Genomic DNA, 15,290 nt, shown 5'->3' on the forward strand with positions numbered 1-15,290 from the left:
GGTGTCAGTTTACGGCCGTCGGTCACGGTCCGGTGGTGACCAATTCGGACGGAACCTGACGGTCGTCGGCCAGTGCGTCGAAGAACTGGGAAGCCCGTTCGTGATCCCACAGCAACACGTTGCCGGATCCGTCGACGTCCTCGAAACCGCCGACGGGGACGGTCGTGGTGACCATGTCGCCGCGGACCGCCCAGGCGAGCGCGGCGAGGTTCCAGATGTGGTCGCTGTCGTCGACGCGCAGCGATGCCGCGGTGTCGGTAATCAGCGGCCACACGCGGAACGGGTTGAGCCACGTCGCGGGGCTGGTGGCCTTCGACATCAACGCCGCCATGAACTTTCGCTGATGATTCATCCGGTCGATGTCGGCGAGCGCGGTGGCGCGGCTGCGGACGAAGCCGAGCGCCTGCGAGCCCGACAGTTCCTGGCAGCCGGGCGCGAGGTTGATCCCCGCGAGCGGGTCGTCGATGGCCGTGTCCAGGCACATGTCGACGCCACCGATAGCGTCGACGATGCCGGCGAAACCGCCGAACCCGATCTCCGCGTAGTGGTCGATGTGCAGACCGGACGCCTCCTCGACCGTCTGGGTCAGCAATTGCGGCCCGCCGAATGCGAACGACGCGTTGACCTTGTCCTGGCCGTAGCCGGGAATCGACACGTACGAGTCGCGCGGGATGCTCACCATCGTTGCCGGCCCGCCACTGCTGGGGACGTGCACCACGATGATGGTGTCGGTGCGGTCGGGGCCGCTGTTGCCGCCGGTCGACAGCTGCTGTTCCTGCTCGGGCGTCAGCCCGGTCCGGCTGTCCGAACCGACGAGGAGCCAATTCGTGCCGGGGGTGTCGCCGATCCGGCCGGGGTAGTCGGCCAGCGCGTCGATCCGATTCAGCGAACTGTCGAGGTAGTACGTCATGCCGGCGAGCGCCAGGATCAGCACCAGGAACAGGATGCCTATGCGCCGGCCCCAGTGCCGCTGCTTGCGGGGACGCCGTTGTTGCGGCGGCTCCGCGGGCCGCGCCGGAGCGGGCGGTGGTGGCGGCGGTGGGGGTGTGCGCGGGGGACGCCGATCGGGCACCCGCGGCGGCGGTGGCGGGACGTCGCGGTAGGGCTGCGGCGTCTGGGTGGGCGCGTAACCGCGCGGACCCTGCGGTGGCGCCGAACGCGACAGTTGCGGTTCGGGAGCCTGGGACCACGCCTGCTGCGGGGGCGGCGGAGCGCCCCGGCCGTCTCGGCGGATCACCTGGGTGCCTTCCGGCGCGGGCTGTCCCTGCCGGGGTGCGGGGTGTCGCGGGTGGGGCGCAGGAGGCCCCTGTTGCGGCGGACCCTGCGGCGGCACTCGCCTCGTCTGCGGGGGGACGTGCTGGTCAGCCGGTGGAATTCGGCGGTTCGGGGGTGGCGGCACCGGCTGCCCGCCCTGCGTCCGCCGGGGCGGGCGCGGCGGCAGCGGAGGGTAGGGGGCGTCGCCGGTCACCCGCACGACTTTACTGGTCCGGCCGGATTACGGAATCCAGCCGACGTGTCCGCGCAGGGCGGCGTAGCCGACGAACGCGACCGAATCGATGGTGGCGTGCGCGATCACGAGAGGCCACAACCGTCCAGTCTTCTGCCAGTACCGGCCGAACACCAGACCCATCGCGACGTTGCCCAGCCCGCCGCCGAAACCCTGGTAGAGGTGGTACGTCCCGCGCAGGACCGCCGACGCGAGCAGCGACGAATTCTCGCTCCACCCGAGTTGGCGCAGCCGCGTGATCAGATACGCGACGACGAGGACTTCCTCGGCGCCGGAGTTGGCGATCGCCCACAGGATCAGGGCGGGCAGCCGCCACCAGTGGTCGCCGATCGTGCTCGGGACGACGGTGAGGTTGGCGCCGACCGCGCGGGCCACGAGATAGAAGCCGAGCCCCGGCAGCCCGACCAGCGCGGCGAGACCGAGGCCCTGCGTCGCGTCGGGGCGCCGCCGGAATCGGCCGAGCCCGACGCGGCTCGGACCGTGCCCGCTGCGCCACAGGAGATACAGCCCCAGCGCGGCCCACGCGAACAGCCGGACGACACCCAGCAGTTGCCGGGCCACGTCGATGACCTGGTTCTCCGCGCGGGAGACGTTGAGGGCGACGGACTGATCGGCCAGGGTGCCCGGGGTCAGCAGCGATTCGGACAGTGACAGCAGTCCCGACAGCCCGCTCGCCCCGAACGTGATGAGCAGGACGATCGTGATCTCGATCCACAGCGCCCGCCGCTCGCTCCCGGTGACCGGCGGCGCTGCCGGTTCGGGTGGGGCGGGCCGTATCCAGGAGGTGAGCGTTGCACGCGAGATCACGCGGCCACGCTACGCGCGCCGAACCGGAATGCCGATCAGCCGCGCGCGCGGAGCCCGTTCACGAACGGGCATCCCACCAGCAGCCGGATCGCCCTGCTCAGCGCGACGGCGTCGTCGACGGGAGCCGAGAACGGCATCCAGATGTCGCGGTCGCCGTGGTCGTTCTCGACCCGCAACCGCAGTCCGTAGCGGTCGATGCCCAGGGGACGGACGAGTCCCCGCCGCATGTGGGGCGGCAGTTTGCGGGACAGCATGTCGATGAGGTCGCGGTGGTCCTCGTCGAGATGCTGGAGCCACGCGGTTTCCATCTCCCAGAACGGGTCGGGCCGGGCGGCGAGCAGGTCGGCGAGGGCGACGGGTTCGGCGCCGCTCGAATCGGCGACCACCGCCGATTCGAGGCGAAGTTGCAGCAGCGTCGCGTCGTGGCCGACGTCGAGAAGTCCGGGGTGGGGGAACTCGGACGCGACTTCGTCGGCCAACGAGCGGGTGTGCGACTCGCACAGGGCGTGGAGGGTGCCGCGCAGCCAGACGAGTGATCGGACCGGTTCACGCAAAGGGAGCGGCGAGTTGTCGGTGAGTTCCAGGACCGCGGGGATGCCGCCGCCACCGGCGAGCCAGGACAGCGTGGCGGCCGCCGAATCGGTGGGAACCGCGACGACGACGTCGCCGCTGGACCGCAGGTGGTGCACGGAGGTGACGGTGGGTGCGCTGCCTTCGACGGCGAGTACCGCGTCCTGGGTCCGTGCGCACGAGCTACGCACACGCTCGGCGGTGGACGGACCGGTGGTAGTGACGGGCATGGAGCCTCCTTCAGGGTTCCGCGATACTGAGGTAACCCTAACCTAATATGACGCTGTCGGCGATGGCAAGACCCCGACGGAATTCCGGCCGATCCGGCGGGCATACGGTGGGAACGTGGCAATACCTCTCTCCCTCGGCGTCCCCCGCTCCCGCGGCCCCCAGTCGTTGCTCGCGGAACTGCTCAGCGGGACCGCCGCCGTGGACCCGGCCGGCGGCGGCGCGCTCGGACCGCGCGTGGTCCCGGCGTCCGCGCTGCTCGGCGCCGCCGGGACCGACGCCGGCCGAGTCATCGTGGGCCTCGACGTCGACCCCGCCCGCCTGCGCACCAGCGAGCAGGCGTCCTACGAGGCCGTCCGGTTCCACCTCGACTGCCCCGCCGACCAGCTGGGCGACGCGGTGACCCTGCGGCTGCCGTCGCCGCTCGCGGTGTTCGTCACCCGAGACGACTCCGACGAACTCGGACTGGCGGAAACCGCGCAGCACCTCGCGGATGCCGGCCGCATCCCGGGGCTCGCGAGCGGGCACTCCGTCGGCGAGGTCGCCGACTTCCTCGCCGTCCTCGCCCACGCGGACGTCGGGTACGTGGCGCGCGCCCGCGACACGACCGAGGTGCTGGCTCTGCTGTCGGGCACGGTCGCGTCGCTGCGTGGCGACGACGTGCGGGCTGCGCTCGCGGCACCGGATCCCGCGACACTGACCGCACTGATACCCGAGGCCGCCGAGGCCGTCCGGGAGGTTCTGCTGGGCGTCGAGGTGCACGACCCGGTGCTCGTCGCCCGCGAACTCTCGGATGCGGGTCTGCGGTAAACATTCACCGGCAATGCGCCGGGGCGTCGACGCGCGATGCGTAATCTCGTAGGCGTGCCAAAGATCGCGTATTTCGGACCCTCGGGAACCTTCACGGAGATGGCGCTCGCGCAGCTCGAGGAGGCGGGCGCCTTCGACGGGCCGGTCGAGCGGGTACCGGCGACCAGTCCGCCCGCCACCCTGGCGAAAGTGCGTGACGGCGTCGTGGACGGCGCCGTCGTCCCCATCGAGAGTTCCGTCGAGGGGGCCGTGGTGCCCACGCTCGATTCGCTCGCGCTGGGCGACCGGCTGCAGATCGTGGCCGAGACGGAACTCGACGTGGCCTTCACGATCCTCGGCGGGCCGGGCGTGGAGCGGCTCGACCAGGTGCGCACCGTGCGGGCGTACCCGGTGGCGGCCGGTCAGGTGCGAATCTGGCTGGAGGAGCACTGCCCCGGGGCCGAGATCCAGACGGCGTCGTCCAACGCGGGCGCCGCCGAGGACGTGGCGAACGGTCTCGCCGACGCCGCCGTGTCCACGGCGCTCGCCGGTGACCGGCTCGGTCTGCGCAGCCTCGCCGACGGGGTGGCGGACGAGAAGAGCGCGCGTACCCGGTTCGTCCTCGTCACCGCGCCTGCCCCGGTGCCCGCGCGCACCGGTGGCGACCGCACGTCGGCCGTCCTCGAACCCCACAACATCCCCGGCTCCCTCGTCGGCGTGCTGTCCGAGTTCGCAACCCGCGGAATCGATCTCATTCGCATCGAGTCACGCCCGGTGCGCACGAACCCCGGCACCTACCGGTTCTTCGTCGACTGCATCGGCCACATCGACGACCCGCTCGTGGACGAAGCGTTCCGGGCGCTGCACCGGAAGTCGCACGTCCGGTTCCTCGGGTCCTGGCCCGCGGCGAACCCCAGCGGCCCGCCCCCGCCGTCCGACGGAGACGCGGCGGAGTGGATCGAACGAATCCGTCAGGGAGAAAGGGAATCGTGAGCGGCAAGCTGATCCTGGTCCGGCACGGGCAGACCGAGGCCAACGTCGAGCGCAGGCTCGACACCCGACTGCCGGGCGCCCGGCTCACACCCGAAGGGCTCTCCCAGGCCGAACGGCTGGGCGCCGACCTCGCCGTCGCGGCGACGACGGCCGCACTCGTGTCCTCCCAGGCGTTGCGCGCCCGGCAGACGGCGCGCTTCGTCGAACTCGCGTCGGGCATCGCCGTCCAGGTGCGGGAGGGTCTGCACGAGGCCCAGGCCGGTGAGCTCGAGGACCGCAGCGACGAGGAATCGCACAAGCTGTTCATGAAGACGTTCCACCTGTGGCACACCGGCGAACTGGGTGCGCGGGTGCCCGGCGGTGAATCCGCCCACGACATCCTCGACCGGTACGTGCCGGTCGTGGACGCCCTGCGCGCGCAGTACCTCGACGACCCCGCGGAATCCGGCGACGTCGTGCTCGTCAGCCACGGCGCCGCCATCCGGCTCGTGGCAGCCCAACTGGCGGGTGTGCCCGGACTCTTCGCCGCCAACAACCACCTCGCCAACACGCAGTCGGTGGAGTTGACGCCGCTCGCGGGCGGTGGCTGGGAGTGTGTGCGCTGGGGCACCGTCGAGCCGCCGTTCGAGCATCGCATCGTTCCCGGCGCCGACGACCCCATGGGGTGATGTCGTTGCGCGCACCCCGGGGTTGCGCGACGATGGAGGAAACCGTCCTCGAGGAGTGACGGCGGTGGAATGGTTCGTTGGCGATGACTATTCGCTCGGTCGGCTGCTCGTCACCGAGGGACTCGCCGCGATCTATCTCGTCGCGTTCCTCGCGGCGAGAAACCAGTTCAGGCCCCTCGTCGGTAGCACCGGGATGCTGCCCATCCCCGATTTTCTCCGCCGGGTCACGTTCGGGCGTGCCCCGAGCATCTTCCACCTGCACTACTCGGACCGGTTCTTCGAGGCGGTGTGCTGGACCGGCGCCGCCCTGTCCCTCGCCGCGCTACTCGGTCTCACGCAGATCATTCCGCTCGCGGCGTGCATGCTCGTGTGGTTCGTGCTGTGGGTGCTCTACCTGTCGATCGTCAACGTCTCGCAGCTCTGGTACAGCTTCGGCTGGGAGTCGTTGCTGCTCGAGGCGGGGTTCCTCGCGATCTTCCTGGGCAACGCGTCGGTCGGGCCGCCGATTCTCGTGCTGCTGGTGCTGAGATGGCTGCTGTTCCGCCTCGAATTCGGGGCCGGGCTGATCAAGATGCGCGGCGACCGATGCTGGCGCAACCTCACCTGCCTGTACTACCACCACGAGACACAGCCCATGCCCGGACCGTTCAGCTGGTACTTCCATCGGCTGCCGAAGCCCTTGCACCGGGTGGAGGTGCTCGGCAACCACTTCGCCCAACTGGTGGTGCCGTTCGGACTGTTCGCGCCCCAACCGGTGGCCGCGATCGCCGCGACGGTCATGATCGTCACCCAGCTCTGGCTGGTGGCGAGCGGCAACTTCTCGTGGTTGAACTGGACGACGATCGTGCTCGGTCTGTCCGTCATCCCGGACGGCGTGTACGCCGCGGTGCTGCCCTTCGACATACCGGCAGGCAGCGATTCGGCGCCGCTGCCGTTCGCAGTGGCGGTCGTCGCGGTGACGGCACTCGTCGTCGTGTTGAGCTACTGGCCGATTCGGAACCTGATCTCGCACGGGCAGCGCATGAATGCCTCGTTCAACAAGTGGCACTTCGTCAACACGTACGGCGCGTTCGGGAGCATCACCCGGGTGCGGTACGAGGTGATCGTGGAGGGGACGGCCGACGCGCACGTCAGCCTCCACTCCGAGTGGAAGGAGTACGGCTTCAAGGGGAAACCGGGTGACGTGCGCCGTCGACCGCGCCAGTTCGCGCCGTACCATCTGCGACTCGACTGGCTGTTCTGGTTCACGGCCATCTCGCCCGGGTACGCCGAACCGTGGTTCCGGGGGTTCGTCGAGCGGTTGCTGCGGAACGATCGTGACACGCTGAAGCTGTTGCAGCACAACCCCTTCCCGGACAACCCGCCCAAGCATGTGCGGGCGCGCATGTACCGGTACGAGTTCACCACGTGGAAGGAACGCCGCGACACCGGCGCGTGGTGGAAGCGGCAGCCGATCTAGGTCAGCCGGTCGGCCAGCGATTCCAGCGCCTGCCGCAGACGCTGCGGGGTGCCGGGGCTGAGCGATGACCACGCGACCCCGTGCGCGGAGACGCTGGACGTACCGACGACGCGTCCGCCCGGCGTGTCGAACACGGTGACGGGCCCGCCCACCGGATCGTATTGTCCGTCGCCGTACGTGATTCCGACGATCTCCGCGTACCTGCTGCAGCCGGCCAACGCGTTGCCGAGGGTGGTCGCGTCGGCCGCGGTCACTCCGAGTGCGGTGAGGGCGGCGGCGAGCGACTTGCCGTCGCCGCCCTGATCGAAGGCTTCGCCGAGCTGGGCCGTGGGTGCGTTGACGACGCCGAAGCTCAGCGGTTCGACCGCCCCGAGCGCTCCGATGACGGGGGCGAGGATGTCGGCGCCGGCGTCCTGGACGACGTACGCGTCGCCGGCCCGCAACGCCAGCACCGCGAGGGTTTCGCCCTGCGAGAGGCACAACCGCGAGATGCTGCCGTCGACGTACCAGCGCAGGGCGATCTCCCACCGCGGTCGGGCCAGCACCCGCAGCCGGTCGGCGAGTTCGGGGTGGACCCCACCGCCCGGGAGCAGACCCCGGGCGGCGAGGGTGTCGGCGGCGCCGCGGAACGCTGCGTCCCGGGCGTCGTAGCTGTCGTACCGCGGGCCGGCGTCGAGCACCACCGGCAGTACGTCGACCGCGAGTGTGTCGACGAGATAGTCCATTTCGTCGAGGCCCAGGGTCGCCGCCGGGAGGGTCGGGACGTCCGGCCGGGTGCCCAGATCGATCACCGTCCGGGCTCCCGGTGGTCGGGGTTCGCGCCGATGACCGACGGGATGACGGTGCGCCCGTCGGAGAAGTGCTCGAAGTTCTTCAGGTAGTCGGGGGTGTCGCGCTCCTCGTCGTCCTCCGCGCCGGTGCCGGCGGCGCCGCGTCCGACCGTCATCGGCCCGCTGCCGGTGGCGCCGCGCCCCGCCGCAGTCGCAGCCGGGGACACGTCCGCGCGGACCTCCCCGATCACACCGCCGGGTGCGGGTGCCGGTGCGCCGGGTCGAGCGCCCTGGCCGAGCCCGTCCGCCCTGCCCCAGCCCTCGGGCAGCGTCGCACCGCCGGCCCCGATCGCACCGACCGACGTGCGGGCCGCCGCAGCGCTGGTCGACGCGGAGCCGCCACCGTACGATCCGCCCGACATCGGTGCACCGGCCGCGAACGGGGTGACGCCGCCACCGGTGACCGCGGACAGCGCCGCGCCGCTGATGTTGCTCGCCGCCGACGTGGCGGTGGAGACGGTGGTGCCTGCGATGCTGCCGACCTGCGATGCGGCTGTGGTGACGGCGGGGTTCTGGCCGACGGCCATCACCGCGGCGGCGGCCGCGCGCGTCGGGTCGAATTCGCCGTCGGACGGGATCTCGTCGAAGCTTCCGACCTCCTTCGAGTCGGCCTTGGTGACGATGCGCGGCGGCTGCTTGTACGTGCGCTGCAGCGCGAGGATGTTCGACGCGGCCTCATAGCCTTCCATCACGAGCCCGGCACGAATGTCCATCGCGCGGTCGGCGGCTTCCGCGGCCGCGGCGGTGCCGTTCAGTGCGCCACCCGTCGAATAGGCGGTGGCCTTCGCGGTCTTGACCGCGACGATCTCGGGAATGCTGGGCATGATCAGCGCGGCGGTGGTGTACGCCCCCGCCTCCAGCCCCGCCTTCGCTGCCGTATCCGCTGCGAGTTCGGCGCATTCGGCGGTCCACACCGTGAACGGCGTGATCTTGGCGAGAGCGGCGACGGCGGACACACCCTGCCAGCCGGCGGCGAGTTCGGCCATCACGCGGACGAGTGTGATGTTGGCGTCGACGAAGCTGGTGGACAACGCCGTCCACGCCGCACTCGCCACGCTGAGCGGCACCGGTCCGGCACCCGCGACGAGGGTGGTCGAGTTGACGGTTGCCCCGCGGGGCAACCAGATGACACCTGTCAGTCCCATGGTCATGTCTGATCTCCTGGTGGTCTCGAGGCGCCCGCGGTCACATGCCCGCAGCGAGGGACGCGCCGAGCGCGAGGTCCTCGGCGACATACAGCGCGGCCTGGGTACGGAGCGTGTTCGCGGTCTCGCGCATCTCGAGAATGCCCTGGGCGACAGCCGGAGTGAACGTGGTGGCCACGGTGTCGAAGTAGCCGGCCGCGTGCAGGGACACTTCTTCGCTCCCCGACGGGAGCACGCGGATGGCCGCGGAATTGAGAGCGACCGATGCCTCGAGACGCGCGGCGAGCGCGTCGAGTTCCACGGCGGCGGCGACGAGAGCTTCAGGTGCGACGTGCAGATCCGGCATTGCGTCGAACTCCTTCTGACCTAGGCAGGCGGAAGGCAGTTGCCCCCCGGCAAACGAACTGCATGGTGCAGCTGTCCCTACACACTTGGACGCTGCAACTCGCTCTTCGGTTCCCCCCGATCCCGAGAATTCTTTCTCGGGAAAACCGTTCATCCCCAGCCGAGCTCGTGCAAGCGATCTTCTTCTATCCCGAAGTAGTGTGCAACCTCGTGTATGACGGTGACGGCCACCTCGTGCACGACTTCCTCCTCCGAACTGCAGATGTCGAGGAGGGCGTCGCGGTAGACGGTGATCGTATCGGGCAGGGATCCGCCGTAATGACTGTCCCGTTCCGTCAGCGCAATCCCGTGGTAGAGGCCCAGAAGGTGCGGGTCCTCGTCGTTGCGGTCGTCGACGAGGACGACGACGTTGTCGATGGCGGCCGCGAGCTGCGGCGGGATCAGGTCGAGGGCGTCGCCCACCAATTCCTCGAATCGGCCGGGCGTCATGCTCACTGCCACATCAGTTCCCGGGAACGGGCGCTGCGCCGGGAAGCGGGGTCGGCATCGACCTGCCCTCCGGGACCGGCGGCGGCGCTACGGGTGCCGCGCCGTTGATGAGAATCTCGCCCTTCGCCGAACCGGTGATGGTCGAGAAGCCGCCGGCGTCGGTCTCCTTGCCCACCGAGCAGTTGACCCGCCTGCTGCCCGCCAGCCAGCTGTCGAGTTCGAGGTTGTCCCAGAACAACGTCAGCGTCTTGTCCCGCAGGGCGTCCGCGGAACCGAGGTATTCGTTGGCGGCCTGCGTGCACACGCCTTCGAGGTACTTGTCCTGGTCTTCGACGGACGGCATCGAGGCGGGGAACTGGGTGGCGAGGTCGACGACGGAGATCACTTCGAAGGCGTGCGGCTGCGCGCAGTCGACGGGATCGGTGGGCACGTTCTGGTTGATTCCGATGCACGTGCCCGGATCCCAGATGTTGGACTGGTCCTGCTCCGCGACCCTCCCGGTGAACGGCAGCAACGTGCCTGCGGTGCTGGAGAATTGGAGTCCGCAGCGCAGCGTGCGCTCACCCGACGCCCAACCGGACTCGCTGGGGAACATCAGGCCCACACTGAACTTGCCGTACGGGTCGAACTTCGCACCCAGGTAGGTGTCGACGGCGGGCACGCAGTGCTCGTCCCGCAACGACGCGAACCGCAGCGCACCCGGGTAACGCGAACCCGGACCGAACTCGGCGCCCGGGTAGACGCCGAGGTCCAGTGGCGCCGCCACCTCGAACCGGTGCTCGTCGGCGCAGTCGACCTTCGCGACGTCCTTGCGGTCCTCCTGGGGATCGTTCGACGGCGTCCAGTCGAGGCAGTCGCCGGCGGCCGCCGACGAGAATGCGTCGCCCTCCACGGCCCCGGTCGCCTGCGGTCCGGGGCCGGTCGAGTGCGTCGGGAGGTTGTCGCTGCGGTTGAAACCGCCCGCGATCGCGAAGGTGGCGATCGCCGCCACCACGGCGCCTGCGGCGACGGCCGCCAGCGCGCGACGCGTCGTGGTCGCGGACATGCTGCGGGGAGCCTTCCCCGGTCGCCCGGAATTCTCCGGCTGGGGCTCGGCGCCGTTCGATTGATCTGAGGACATCGATTTCCATAATGCCCGTTCCGATCGTGGAAGCAGAACAACTCCCGCAATCGGCACGAACCTCGCGTAACTTCGACGAGCATGAGCGACGATCCTCGGCAGTCCGCCGAGCAGGTGGATCCCGAAATTCAGGAGCTGGCCGGACGGGTGTTCGACACGGCACGATCCGGCGACGCCGTGTCCTTGGCCACGTACGTCGACGCGGGCGTCCCGGTGAACCTGGCGAATCAGAACGGCGACACGCTGGTGATGCTGGCCGCCTACCACGGGCACGCCGAGGCCGTTCAGGCGCTGATCGACCGCGGCGCCGACGTCGACCGGCTCAACGACAAGGGGCAGTCTCCGCTGGCAGGGGCCCTGTTCAAGGGTGAGGACGCCGTGGTCCGCACCCTCGTCGCGGGCGGCGCGGACGCCACCGCCGGGCATCCGACCGCGGTCGATGCCGCCCGCATGTTCGGCCGCGAGGACCTCCTGAGCATCCTGGAACCGAAACCGGAGTGAGCCGCCCGGCGGCGCCCGGTAGGGTTTGAAGCCGTGATTGACCTGAAGTTCCTCCGCGAGAACCCCGACGCCGTCCGTGAGTCGCAGCGCACCCGCGGCGAAGATCCGGCCCTGGTCGACGCGCTGCTCGAGGCCGACGCGTCCCGCCGGGCCGCCGTTCTCGCCGGCGACAACCTGCGCGCCGAGCAGAAGGCCTTCGGCAAGAAGGTCGGGCAGGCGTCCCCGGAGGAACGTCCGGCGCTGCTCGAGGGCTCCAAGGAACTCGCCGCCAAGGTGAAGCAGGCCGAGGCCGGGCAGCACGAGGCGCAGGCCGCGCTCGACGCCGCGCACCGGGCGATCTCCAACATCGTGCAGGAGGGTGCCCCCGCCGGCGGTGAGGACGACTTCATCACCCTCGAGACGGTCGGCGACGTTCCGACGTTCGACTTCGAGCCCAAGGACCACCTCGAACTGGGCGAATCGCTGGGCCTGATCGACATGGAACGCGGCGCCAAGGTGTCGGGTGCCCGCTTCTACTTCCTCACCGGCTTCGGTGCCATGCTGCAGCTGGGAATGCTGCAGCTGGCCGCGCAGAAGGCGATGGCCAACGGTTTCCAGATGATGATCCCGCCGGTGGTGGTGCGCCCCGAGATCATGGCGGGAACCGGGTTCCTCGGTGCCCACGCCGACGAGATCTACCACCTCGCGGACGACGATCTGTACCTCGTCGGCACGTCCGAGGTCCCGCTGGCCGGGTACCACTCGGGTGAGATCCTCGACCTCGCCGACGGGCCCAAGCGGTACGCAGGCTGGTCAACGTGCTTCCGCCGGGAGGCCGGCAGCTACGGCAAGGACACCCGCGGCATCATCCGCGTCCACCAGTTCGACAAGGTGGAGATGTTCACCTACTGCAGGCCCGAGGACGCGGACGCCGAGCACCAGCGGCTGCTCGGGTGGGAGCGGGACATGCTCGCCGCCATCGAGGTGCCCTACCGGGTGATCGACGTCGCGGGCGGCGACCTGGGGTCGTCGGCGGCCCGCAAGTTCGACTGCGAGGCGTGGGTGCCGACCCAGCAGGCGTACCGCGAGCTCACCTCGACGTCCAACTGCACGACGTTCCAGGCGCGACGCCTCGGCGTGCGGTACCGCGACGAGAACGGGAAGCCGCAGACGGCCGCGACCCTCAACGGCACGCTGGCCACCACGCGGTGGATCGTCGCCATTCTCGAGAACCACCAGCAGTCCGACGGCACCGTCCGGGTACCCGAGGCGCTCGTGCCGTTCGTCGGCACCGATGTTCTGAAACCGTGATCCATCCGACCGAGATTGTGGCAAGGCTACCCTTGCGCAAACACGAGAATGATGTAACCCTTACCTAATCTGGTTGGTTGGTTAAGGAGCTCCACATGTTCGTGTGCATCTGCAAGGCCGTGACAGAAGACGAAGTGCACGAGCACTGCGCCGCCGGGGCCGACAGCGCGGATGCGATCGGTGAGCGTTGCGGCGCCGGCTGGGGATGTGGAACCTGCGTCGATCGGTTGAAGGAGATTCTCGGAGAGCGCTCGGTGGTCGCCGGCACGGCTGCGTGAGGAAACCGCAGTACAACTGGATCCCGCGATCCGCCACACCGCGAATTCGCCAGTGGTACGTTCGCCCTAACCTGGGCGAACGGAGAAGTCATGCGTGGCGACGACGAAATCATTGCTCTTCTCAACGAACAGTTGACCAGCGAGCTGACCGCGATCAATCAGTACTTCCTGCACTCCAAGATGCAGGCTAATTGGGGATTTACCAAACTCGCGGACAAGACGCGGGCCGAATCCATCGAAGAGATGACACACGCCGAGATCCTGACCGACCGGATCCTGTTCCTCGAGGCGCTGCCGAACTACCAGAAACTGCTGCCGCTGCGCATCGGACAGGACCTGCGTGAGCAATTCCACTCCGACCTCTCCATCGAGGTTGAGGTGGTCGAACGGCTGCGTCCGGGAATCCAGATGTGCCGCGAAAAGGGCGACGCCACGTCGGCCAAGCTCCTCGAGGGAATCCTCGAGGAGGAGGAAGACCACATCGACTACCTGGAGACGCAGATCGAGCTGATGGACAAGATGGGCGACCAGCTCTACATGGCCCAGCTCGTCGATCAGCCGCCGACCGTCGGGTAGACCCGGGTGAACGTACCTTTCGACGCCTCAGGAGCGTCGAAGGGTGCATCCGCCCGCCGCGCGCAGAGGCCCGTCACGCTCAGAGCTTCGTGGACCGCAGTTCGTGACCCTTCGACGTCTTGCAGCGGCCCGACTCGAGGTCCCACTGCCAGCCGTGCAGGTTGCAGGTGAGGCTGGTGCCGTCGACGACGCCGAACTTGGACAGGTCCGCCTTGAGGTGCGGGCACCGACGCTGGATTTCGTAGCCGCCGAGTTCGATGGACGAGGAGTCGTCGTGGGCCTCGGCGAACCAGCCGTCGGCGTACGCGATGCGCTCGTCGGTGAGGCACTTGAAGAACGTGTACAGGAATTCGTTGTACCCGCCGACGCGCCACGCCTCGAACCGGGTGGACAGGAAGATGGTGTTCACCCAGTCGGGTTCGTCGTCGCGCAGCACCGTGCGCACCAGTTCGGGCGCGATGCGGAACCCGTAGCGGTATTTGCCGTCCTTCTCGCCGCGCTCGCGGACGGTGCGCTGCGGGAAGTCGAGGACGACGGTCTCGTCGCCCATCACGAGGCCGACGGGGTAGCCGATGCCGTCGCAGATCAGGTCGGACTGCTTCATGATCGGCTCGAACTTCGCCTTCAACGCCTCCAGCAGCGGCTCACCCTCGGCGGGCGCCCACGTGGCCTTCTCGGCGGCGAGGACCGGCGCGAGGCGCTGCGCCATGTCCTCGATGTACGCGGCCTTGTCGGAGAAGATCTTGTCGACCTCGGCGTCCGGGATCGGGTGCGTCAGCGTCAGCTCGCCGCCCTTCAGGTCCGCGGTGGACCCCGGAATCATCAGGACGCCGCCGTCGTTGCCGTGAATCCGCATCTGCTCGAGGAACGTGATCTGGTCCGGGAAGATGTTGCCCTCGTCGCCCCGGTCGTCGTTGAGGTAGCGCAGCGCGTCGTCGAGGAACACCGGCGGTCCGGCGGACGGGACCACCCACGTGGCCGCGACCTGCTCGATGTAGCTGCGGCAGCGGTCCATGCCGCGCTGCCGCTTCTGCTTGCCGAAGTTGGCCTTCGTCTTGGTGGGGATGTCGTAGACCATCGGGTACCAGATTGCGCCCGAGTACTGCAGCAGGTGGATGTCGATCTGCCCGAACTCGTCGTGCAGCACGTCCATGTCGACGGGGCGGGCGTCGTTCATGTTGAAACACGTGGTCTCACCGTCCGACACCACCAGGCCGGAGTCGCCGATCGGACCGTCCGCTGGGGCGCGCAGCGCGATGATCATGATGTCCAGGTCGCCCTTGGGACCTGACACCGTGTGTTTGACGGAGTCCTCGGTCTCGAAAAACGTGTGGAACCCCAGCGCCTCGAGTTCGCGCCTGAGGTCCGGCACCGGGTAGTCGGGGAGCAGCACCGTCGCGTCCTTGTTGACGTGCTTGCTCAGGTTCTCCGGGTCGAAGTGGTCCTTGTGCAGGTGCGATACGTACAGGTAGTCGCAGTTGCCGAGGGCGTCCCAGTCGAGCTGGGTGTTGTCCGGGAACGGGAACCAGGACCCGAAGTACGCGGGGTTCACCCAGGGGTCGCACAGGATCGAGCCTGCCTCGGTCTGGATGTGGAATCCGGCGTGTCCGACGCTGGTGACCTGCACTGGTTTGCCTCCTGGGAGCTGAGCGACTGTTCCAGGGTAGGCGTTCCCCCCAGGTGAGTGACAATGCG

At 69.1% G+C, this 15,290-nt stretch carries 17 protein-coding genes; 8 read left to right on the forward strand and 9 right to left on the reverse strand.

The window, feature by feature from the left end; genetic code table 11:
- Nucleotides 1–22 precede the first annotated feature (22 nt).
- The 3 genes from ACFTWF_RS07620 to ACFTWF_RS07630 all read right to left on the reverse strand — a co-directional run bounded on the left by ACFTWF_RS07620 (nucleotide 23) and on the right by ACFTWF_RS07630 (nucleotide 3,114).
- Nucleotides 23–1,237 (reverse strand): LCP family protein, encoded by a 1,215-nt coding sequence (locus tag ACFTWF_RS07620; protein WP_378460651.1) that lies wholly within the window; start codon nucleotides 1,235–1,237, stop codon nucleotides 23–25.
- Nucleotides 1,238–1,495: 258 nt separating this feature from the next.
- The gene (locus ACFTWF_RS07625; RefSeq protein WP_378460652.1) at nucleotides 1,496–2,314 is read right to left on the reverse strand and encodes a CPBP family intramembrane glutamic endopeptidase; all 819 of its coding nucleotides are present in this window, start codon (nucleotides 2,312–2,314) and stop codon (nucleotides 1,496–1,498) included.
- Between the two features lie 35 nt (nucleotides 2,315–2,349).
- Nucleotides 2,350–3,114 (reverse strand): DUF2470 domain-containing protein, encoded by a 765-nt coding sequence (locus tag ACFTWF_RS07630; RefSeq protein WP_378460653.1) that lies wholly within the window; start codon nucleotides 3,112–3,114, stop codon nucleotides 2,350–2,352.
- 115 nt (nucleotides 3,115–3,229) lie between these two features.
- Here ACFTWF_RS07630 and ACFTWF_RS07635 point away from each other — a divergent pair, with 115 nt between their 5' ends.
- The 4 genes from ACFTWF_RS07635 to ACFTWF_RS07650 are packed head-to-tail and all read left to right on the forward strand — an operon-like array spanning nucleotide 3,230 to nucleotide 7,021.
- Nucleotides 3,230–3,922: a hypothetical protein gene (locus ACFTWF_RS07635; RefSeq protein WP_378460654.1), complete on the forward strand. Its 693-nt coding sequence runs from the start codon at nucleotides 3,230–3,232 to the stop codon at nucleotides 3,920–3,922.
- 36 nt (nucleotides 3,923–3,958) lie between these two features.
- Nucleotides 3,959–4,894 carry a prephenate dehydratase gene (pheA, locus tag ACFTWF_RS07640; protein ID WP_378460655.1) on the forward strand — a complete coding sequence of 312 codons (936 nt, stop codon included), beginning with the start codon at nucleotides 3,959–3,961 and terminating at the stop codon, nucleotides 4,892–4,894.
- Nucleotides 4,891–5,562, forward strand: a complete 672-nt coding sequence (locus ACFTWF_RS07645; RefSeq protein WP_378460656.1) for a histidine phosphatase family protein — start codon at nucleotides 4,891–4,893, stop codon at nucleotides 5,560–5,562. Before pheA ends, ACFTWF_RS07645 begins: the two co-directional genes overlap by 4 nt.
- A 55-nt stretch (nucleotides 5,563–5,617) precedes the next feature.
- Complete coding sequence (locus tag ACFTWF_RS07650; protein ID WP_378460657.1) at nucleotides 5,618–7,021, forward strand: lipase maturation factor family protein; 1,404 nt, start codon at nucleotides 5,618–5,620, stop codon at nucleotides 7,019–7,021.
- Here ACFTWF_RS07650 and ACFTWF_RS07655 read toward each other — a convergent pair.
- From ACFTWF_RS07655 to ACFTWF_RS07675, 5 genes are all read right to left on the reverse strand, one after another.
- Nucleotides 7,018–7,812, reverse strand: coding sequence for an ESX secretion-associated protein EspG (locus ACFTWF_RS07655; RefSeq protein WP_378460658.1), 795 nt, complete (start codon nucleotides 7,810–7,812; stop codon nucleotides 7,018–7,020). The genes ACFTWF_RS07650 and ACFTWF_RS07655 overlap by 4 nt on opposite strands.
- Nucleotides 7,809–9,002 carry a PPE family protein gene (locus ACFTWF_RS07660; RefSeq protein WP_378460659.1) on the reverse strand — a complete coding sequence of 398 codons (1,194 nt, stop codon included), beginning with the start codon at nucleotides 9,000–9,002 and terminating at the stop codon, nucleotides 7,809–7,811. The genes ACFTWF_RS07655 and ACFTWF_RS07660 overlap by 4 nt, the downstream gene beginning before the upstream one ends.
- A 34-nt stretch (nucleotides 9,003–9,036) precedes the next feature.
- Nucleotides 9,037–9,342 carry a PE family protein gene (locus ACFTWF_RS07665; RefSeq protein ID WP_378460660.1) on the reverse strand — a complete coding sequence of 102 codons (306 nt, stop codon included), beginning with the start codon at nucleotides 9,340–9,342 and terminating at the stop codon, nucleotides 9,037–9,039.
- Nucleotides 9,343–9,491: 149 nt separating this feature from the next.
- Nucleotides 9,492–9,842, reverse strand: coding sequence for a metallopeptidase family protein (locus ACFTWF_RS07670; RefSeq protein ID WP_141467341.1), 351 nt, complete (start codon nucleotides 9,840–9,842; stop codon nucleotides 9,492–9,494).
- 1 nt (nucleotide 9,843) lies between these two features.
- Nucleotides 9,844–10,950 carry a septum formation family protein gene (locus tag ACFTWF_RS07675; protein ID WP_378460661.1) on the reverse strand — a complete coding sequence of 369 codons (1,107 nt, stop codon included), beginning with the start codon at nucleotides 10,948–10,950 and terminating at the stop codon, nucleotides 9,844–9,846.
- Nucleotides 10,951–11,031: 81 nt separating this feature from the next.
- On the opposite strand from ACFTWF_RS07675, the gene ACFTWF_RS07680 reads away from it, so the two are divergent.
- The 4 genes from ACFTWF_RS07680 (at nucleotide 11,032) to bfr (ending at nucleotide 13,595) form a co-directional block, all read left to right on the forward strand.
- Nucleotides 11,032–11,451 carry an ankyrin repeat domain-containing protein gene (locus tag ACFTWF_RS07680; RefSeq protein ID WP_378460662.1) on the forward strand — a complete coding sequence of 140 codons (420 nt, stop codon included), beginning with the start codon at nucleotides 11,032–11,034 and terminating at the stop codon, nucleotides 11,449–11,451.
- Between the two features lie 33 nt (nucleotides 11,452–11,484).
- Nucleotides 11,485–12,741 (forward strand): serine--tRNA ligase, encoded by a 1,257-nt coding sequence (gene serS / locus ACFTWF_RS07685; RefSeq protein WP_378460663.1) that lies wholly within the window; start codon nucleotides 11,485–11,487, stop codon nucleotides 12,739–12,741.
- Between the two features lie 95 nt (nucleotides 12,742–12,836).
- Nucleotides 12,837–13,019: a bacterioferritin-associated ferredoxin gene (locus ACFTWF_RS07690; protein WP_185726991.1), complete on the forward strand. Its 183-nt coding sequence runs from the start codon at nucleotides 12,837–12,839 to the stop codon at nucleotides 13,017–13,019.
- Nucleotides 13,020–13,109: 90 nt separating this feature from the next.
- Nucleotides 13,110–13,595, forward strand: coding sequence for a bacterioferritin (gene bfr / locus ACFTWF_RS07695; protein ID WP_378460664.1), 486 nt, complete (start codon nucleotides 13,110–13,112; stop codon nucleotides 13,593–13,595).
- A gap of 79 nt (nucleotides 13,596–13,674) precedes the next feature.
- Here bfr and ACFTWF_RS07700 read toward each other — a convergent pair whose 3' ends face one another.
- Nucleotides 13,675–15,222 (reverse strand): Rieske 2Fe-2S domain-containing protein, encoded by a 1,548-nt coding sequence (locus ACFTWF_RS07700; RefSeq protein WP_378460665.1) that lies wholly within the window; start codon nucleotides 15,220–15,222, stop codon nucleotides 13,675–13,677.
- Nucleotides 15,223–15,290: the final 68 nt, after the last annotated feature.

It is taken from the genome of Rhodococcus sp. NPDC056960, from assembly GCF_042674125.1.
In the GTDB taxonomy this organism is placed as follows: domain Bacteria; phylum Actinomycetota; class Actinomycetes; order Mycobacteriales; family Mycobacteriaceae; genus Rhodococcus_F.

What these genes read in the sequence shown, in the direction of transcription:
- ACFTWF_RS07665 (WP_378460660.1), bottom strand. Translation starts at nt 9,342, where the DNA reads ATGCCGGATCTGCACGTCGCACCTGAAGCTCTCGTCGCCGCCGCCGTG.
- pheA (WP_378460655.1), top strand. Translation starts at nt 3,959, where the DNA reads ATGCGTAATCTCGTAGGCGTGCCAAAGATCGCGTATTTCGGACCCTCG.
- ACFTWF_RS07690 (WP_185726991.1), top strand. Translation starts at nt 12,837, where the DNA reads ATGTTCGTGTGCATCTGCAAGGCCGTGACAGAAGACGAAGTGCACGAG.
- ACFTWF_RS07630 (WP_378460653.1), bottom strand. Translation starts at nt 3,114, where the DNA reads ATGCCCGTCACTACCACCGGTCCGTCCACCGCCGAGCGTGTGCGTAGC.
- bfr (WP_378460664.1), top strand. Translation starts at nt 13,110, where the DNA reads ATGCGTGGCGACGACGAAATCATTGCTCTTCTCAACGAACAGTTGACC.
- ACFTWF_RS07660 (WP_378460659.1), bottom strand. Translation starts at nt 9,002, where the DNA reads ATGACCATGGGACTGACAGGTGTCATCTGGTTGCCCCGCGGGGCAACC.
- ACFTWF_RS07675 (WP_378460661.1), bottom strand. Translation starts at nt 10,950, where the DNA reads ATGTCCTCAGATCAATCGAACGGCGCCGAGCCCCAGCCGGAGAATTCC.
- ACFTWF_RS07680 (WP_378460662.1), top strand. Translation starts at nt 11,032, where the DNA reads ATGAGCGACGATCCTCGGCAGTCCGCCGAGCAGGTGGATCCCGAAATT.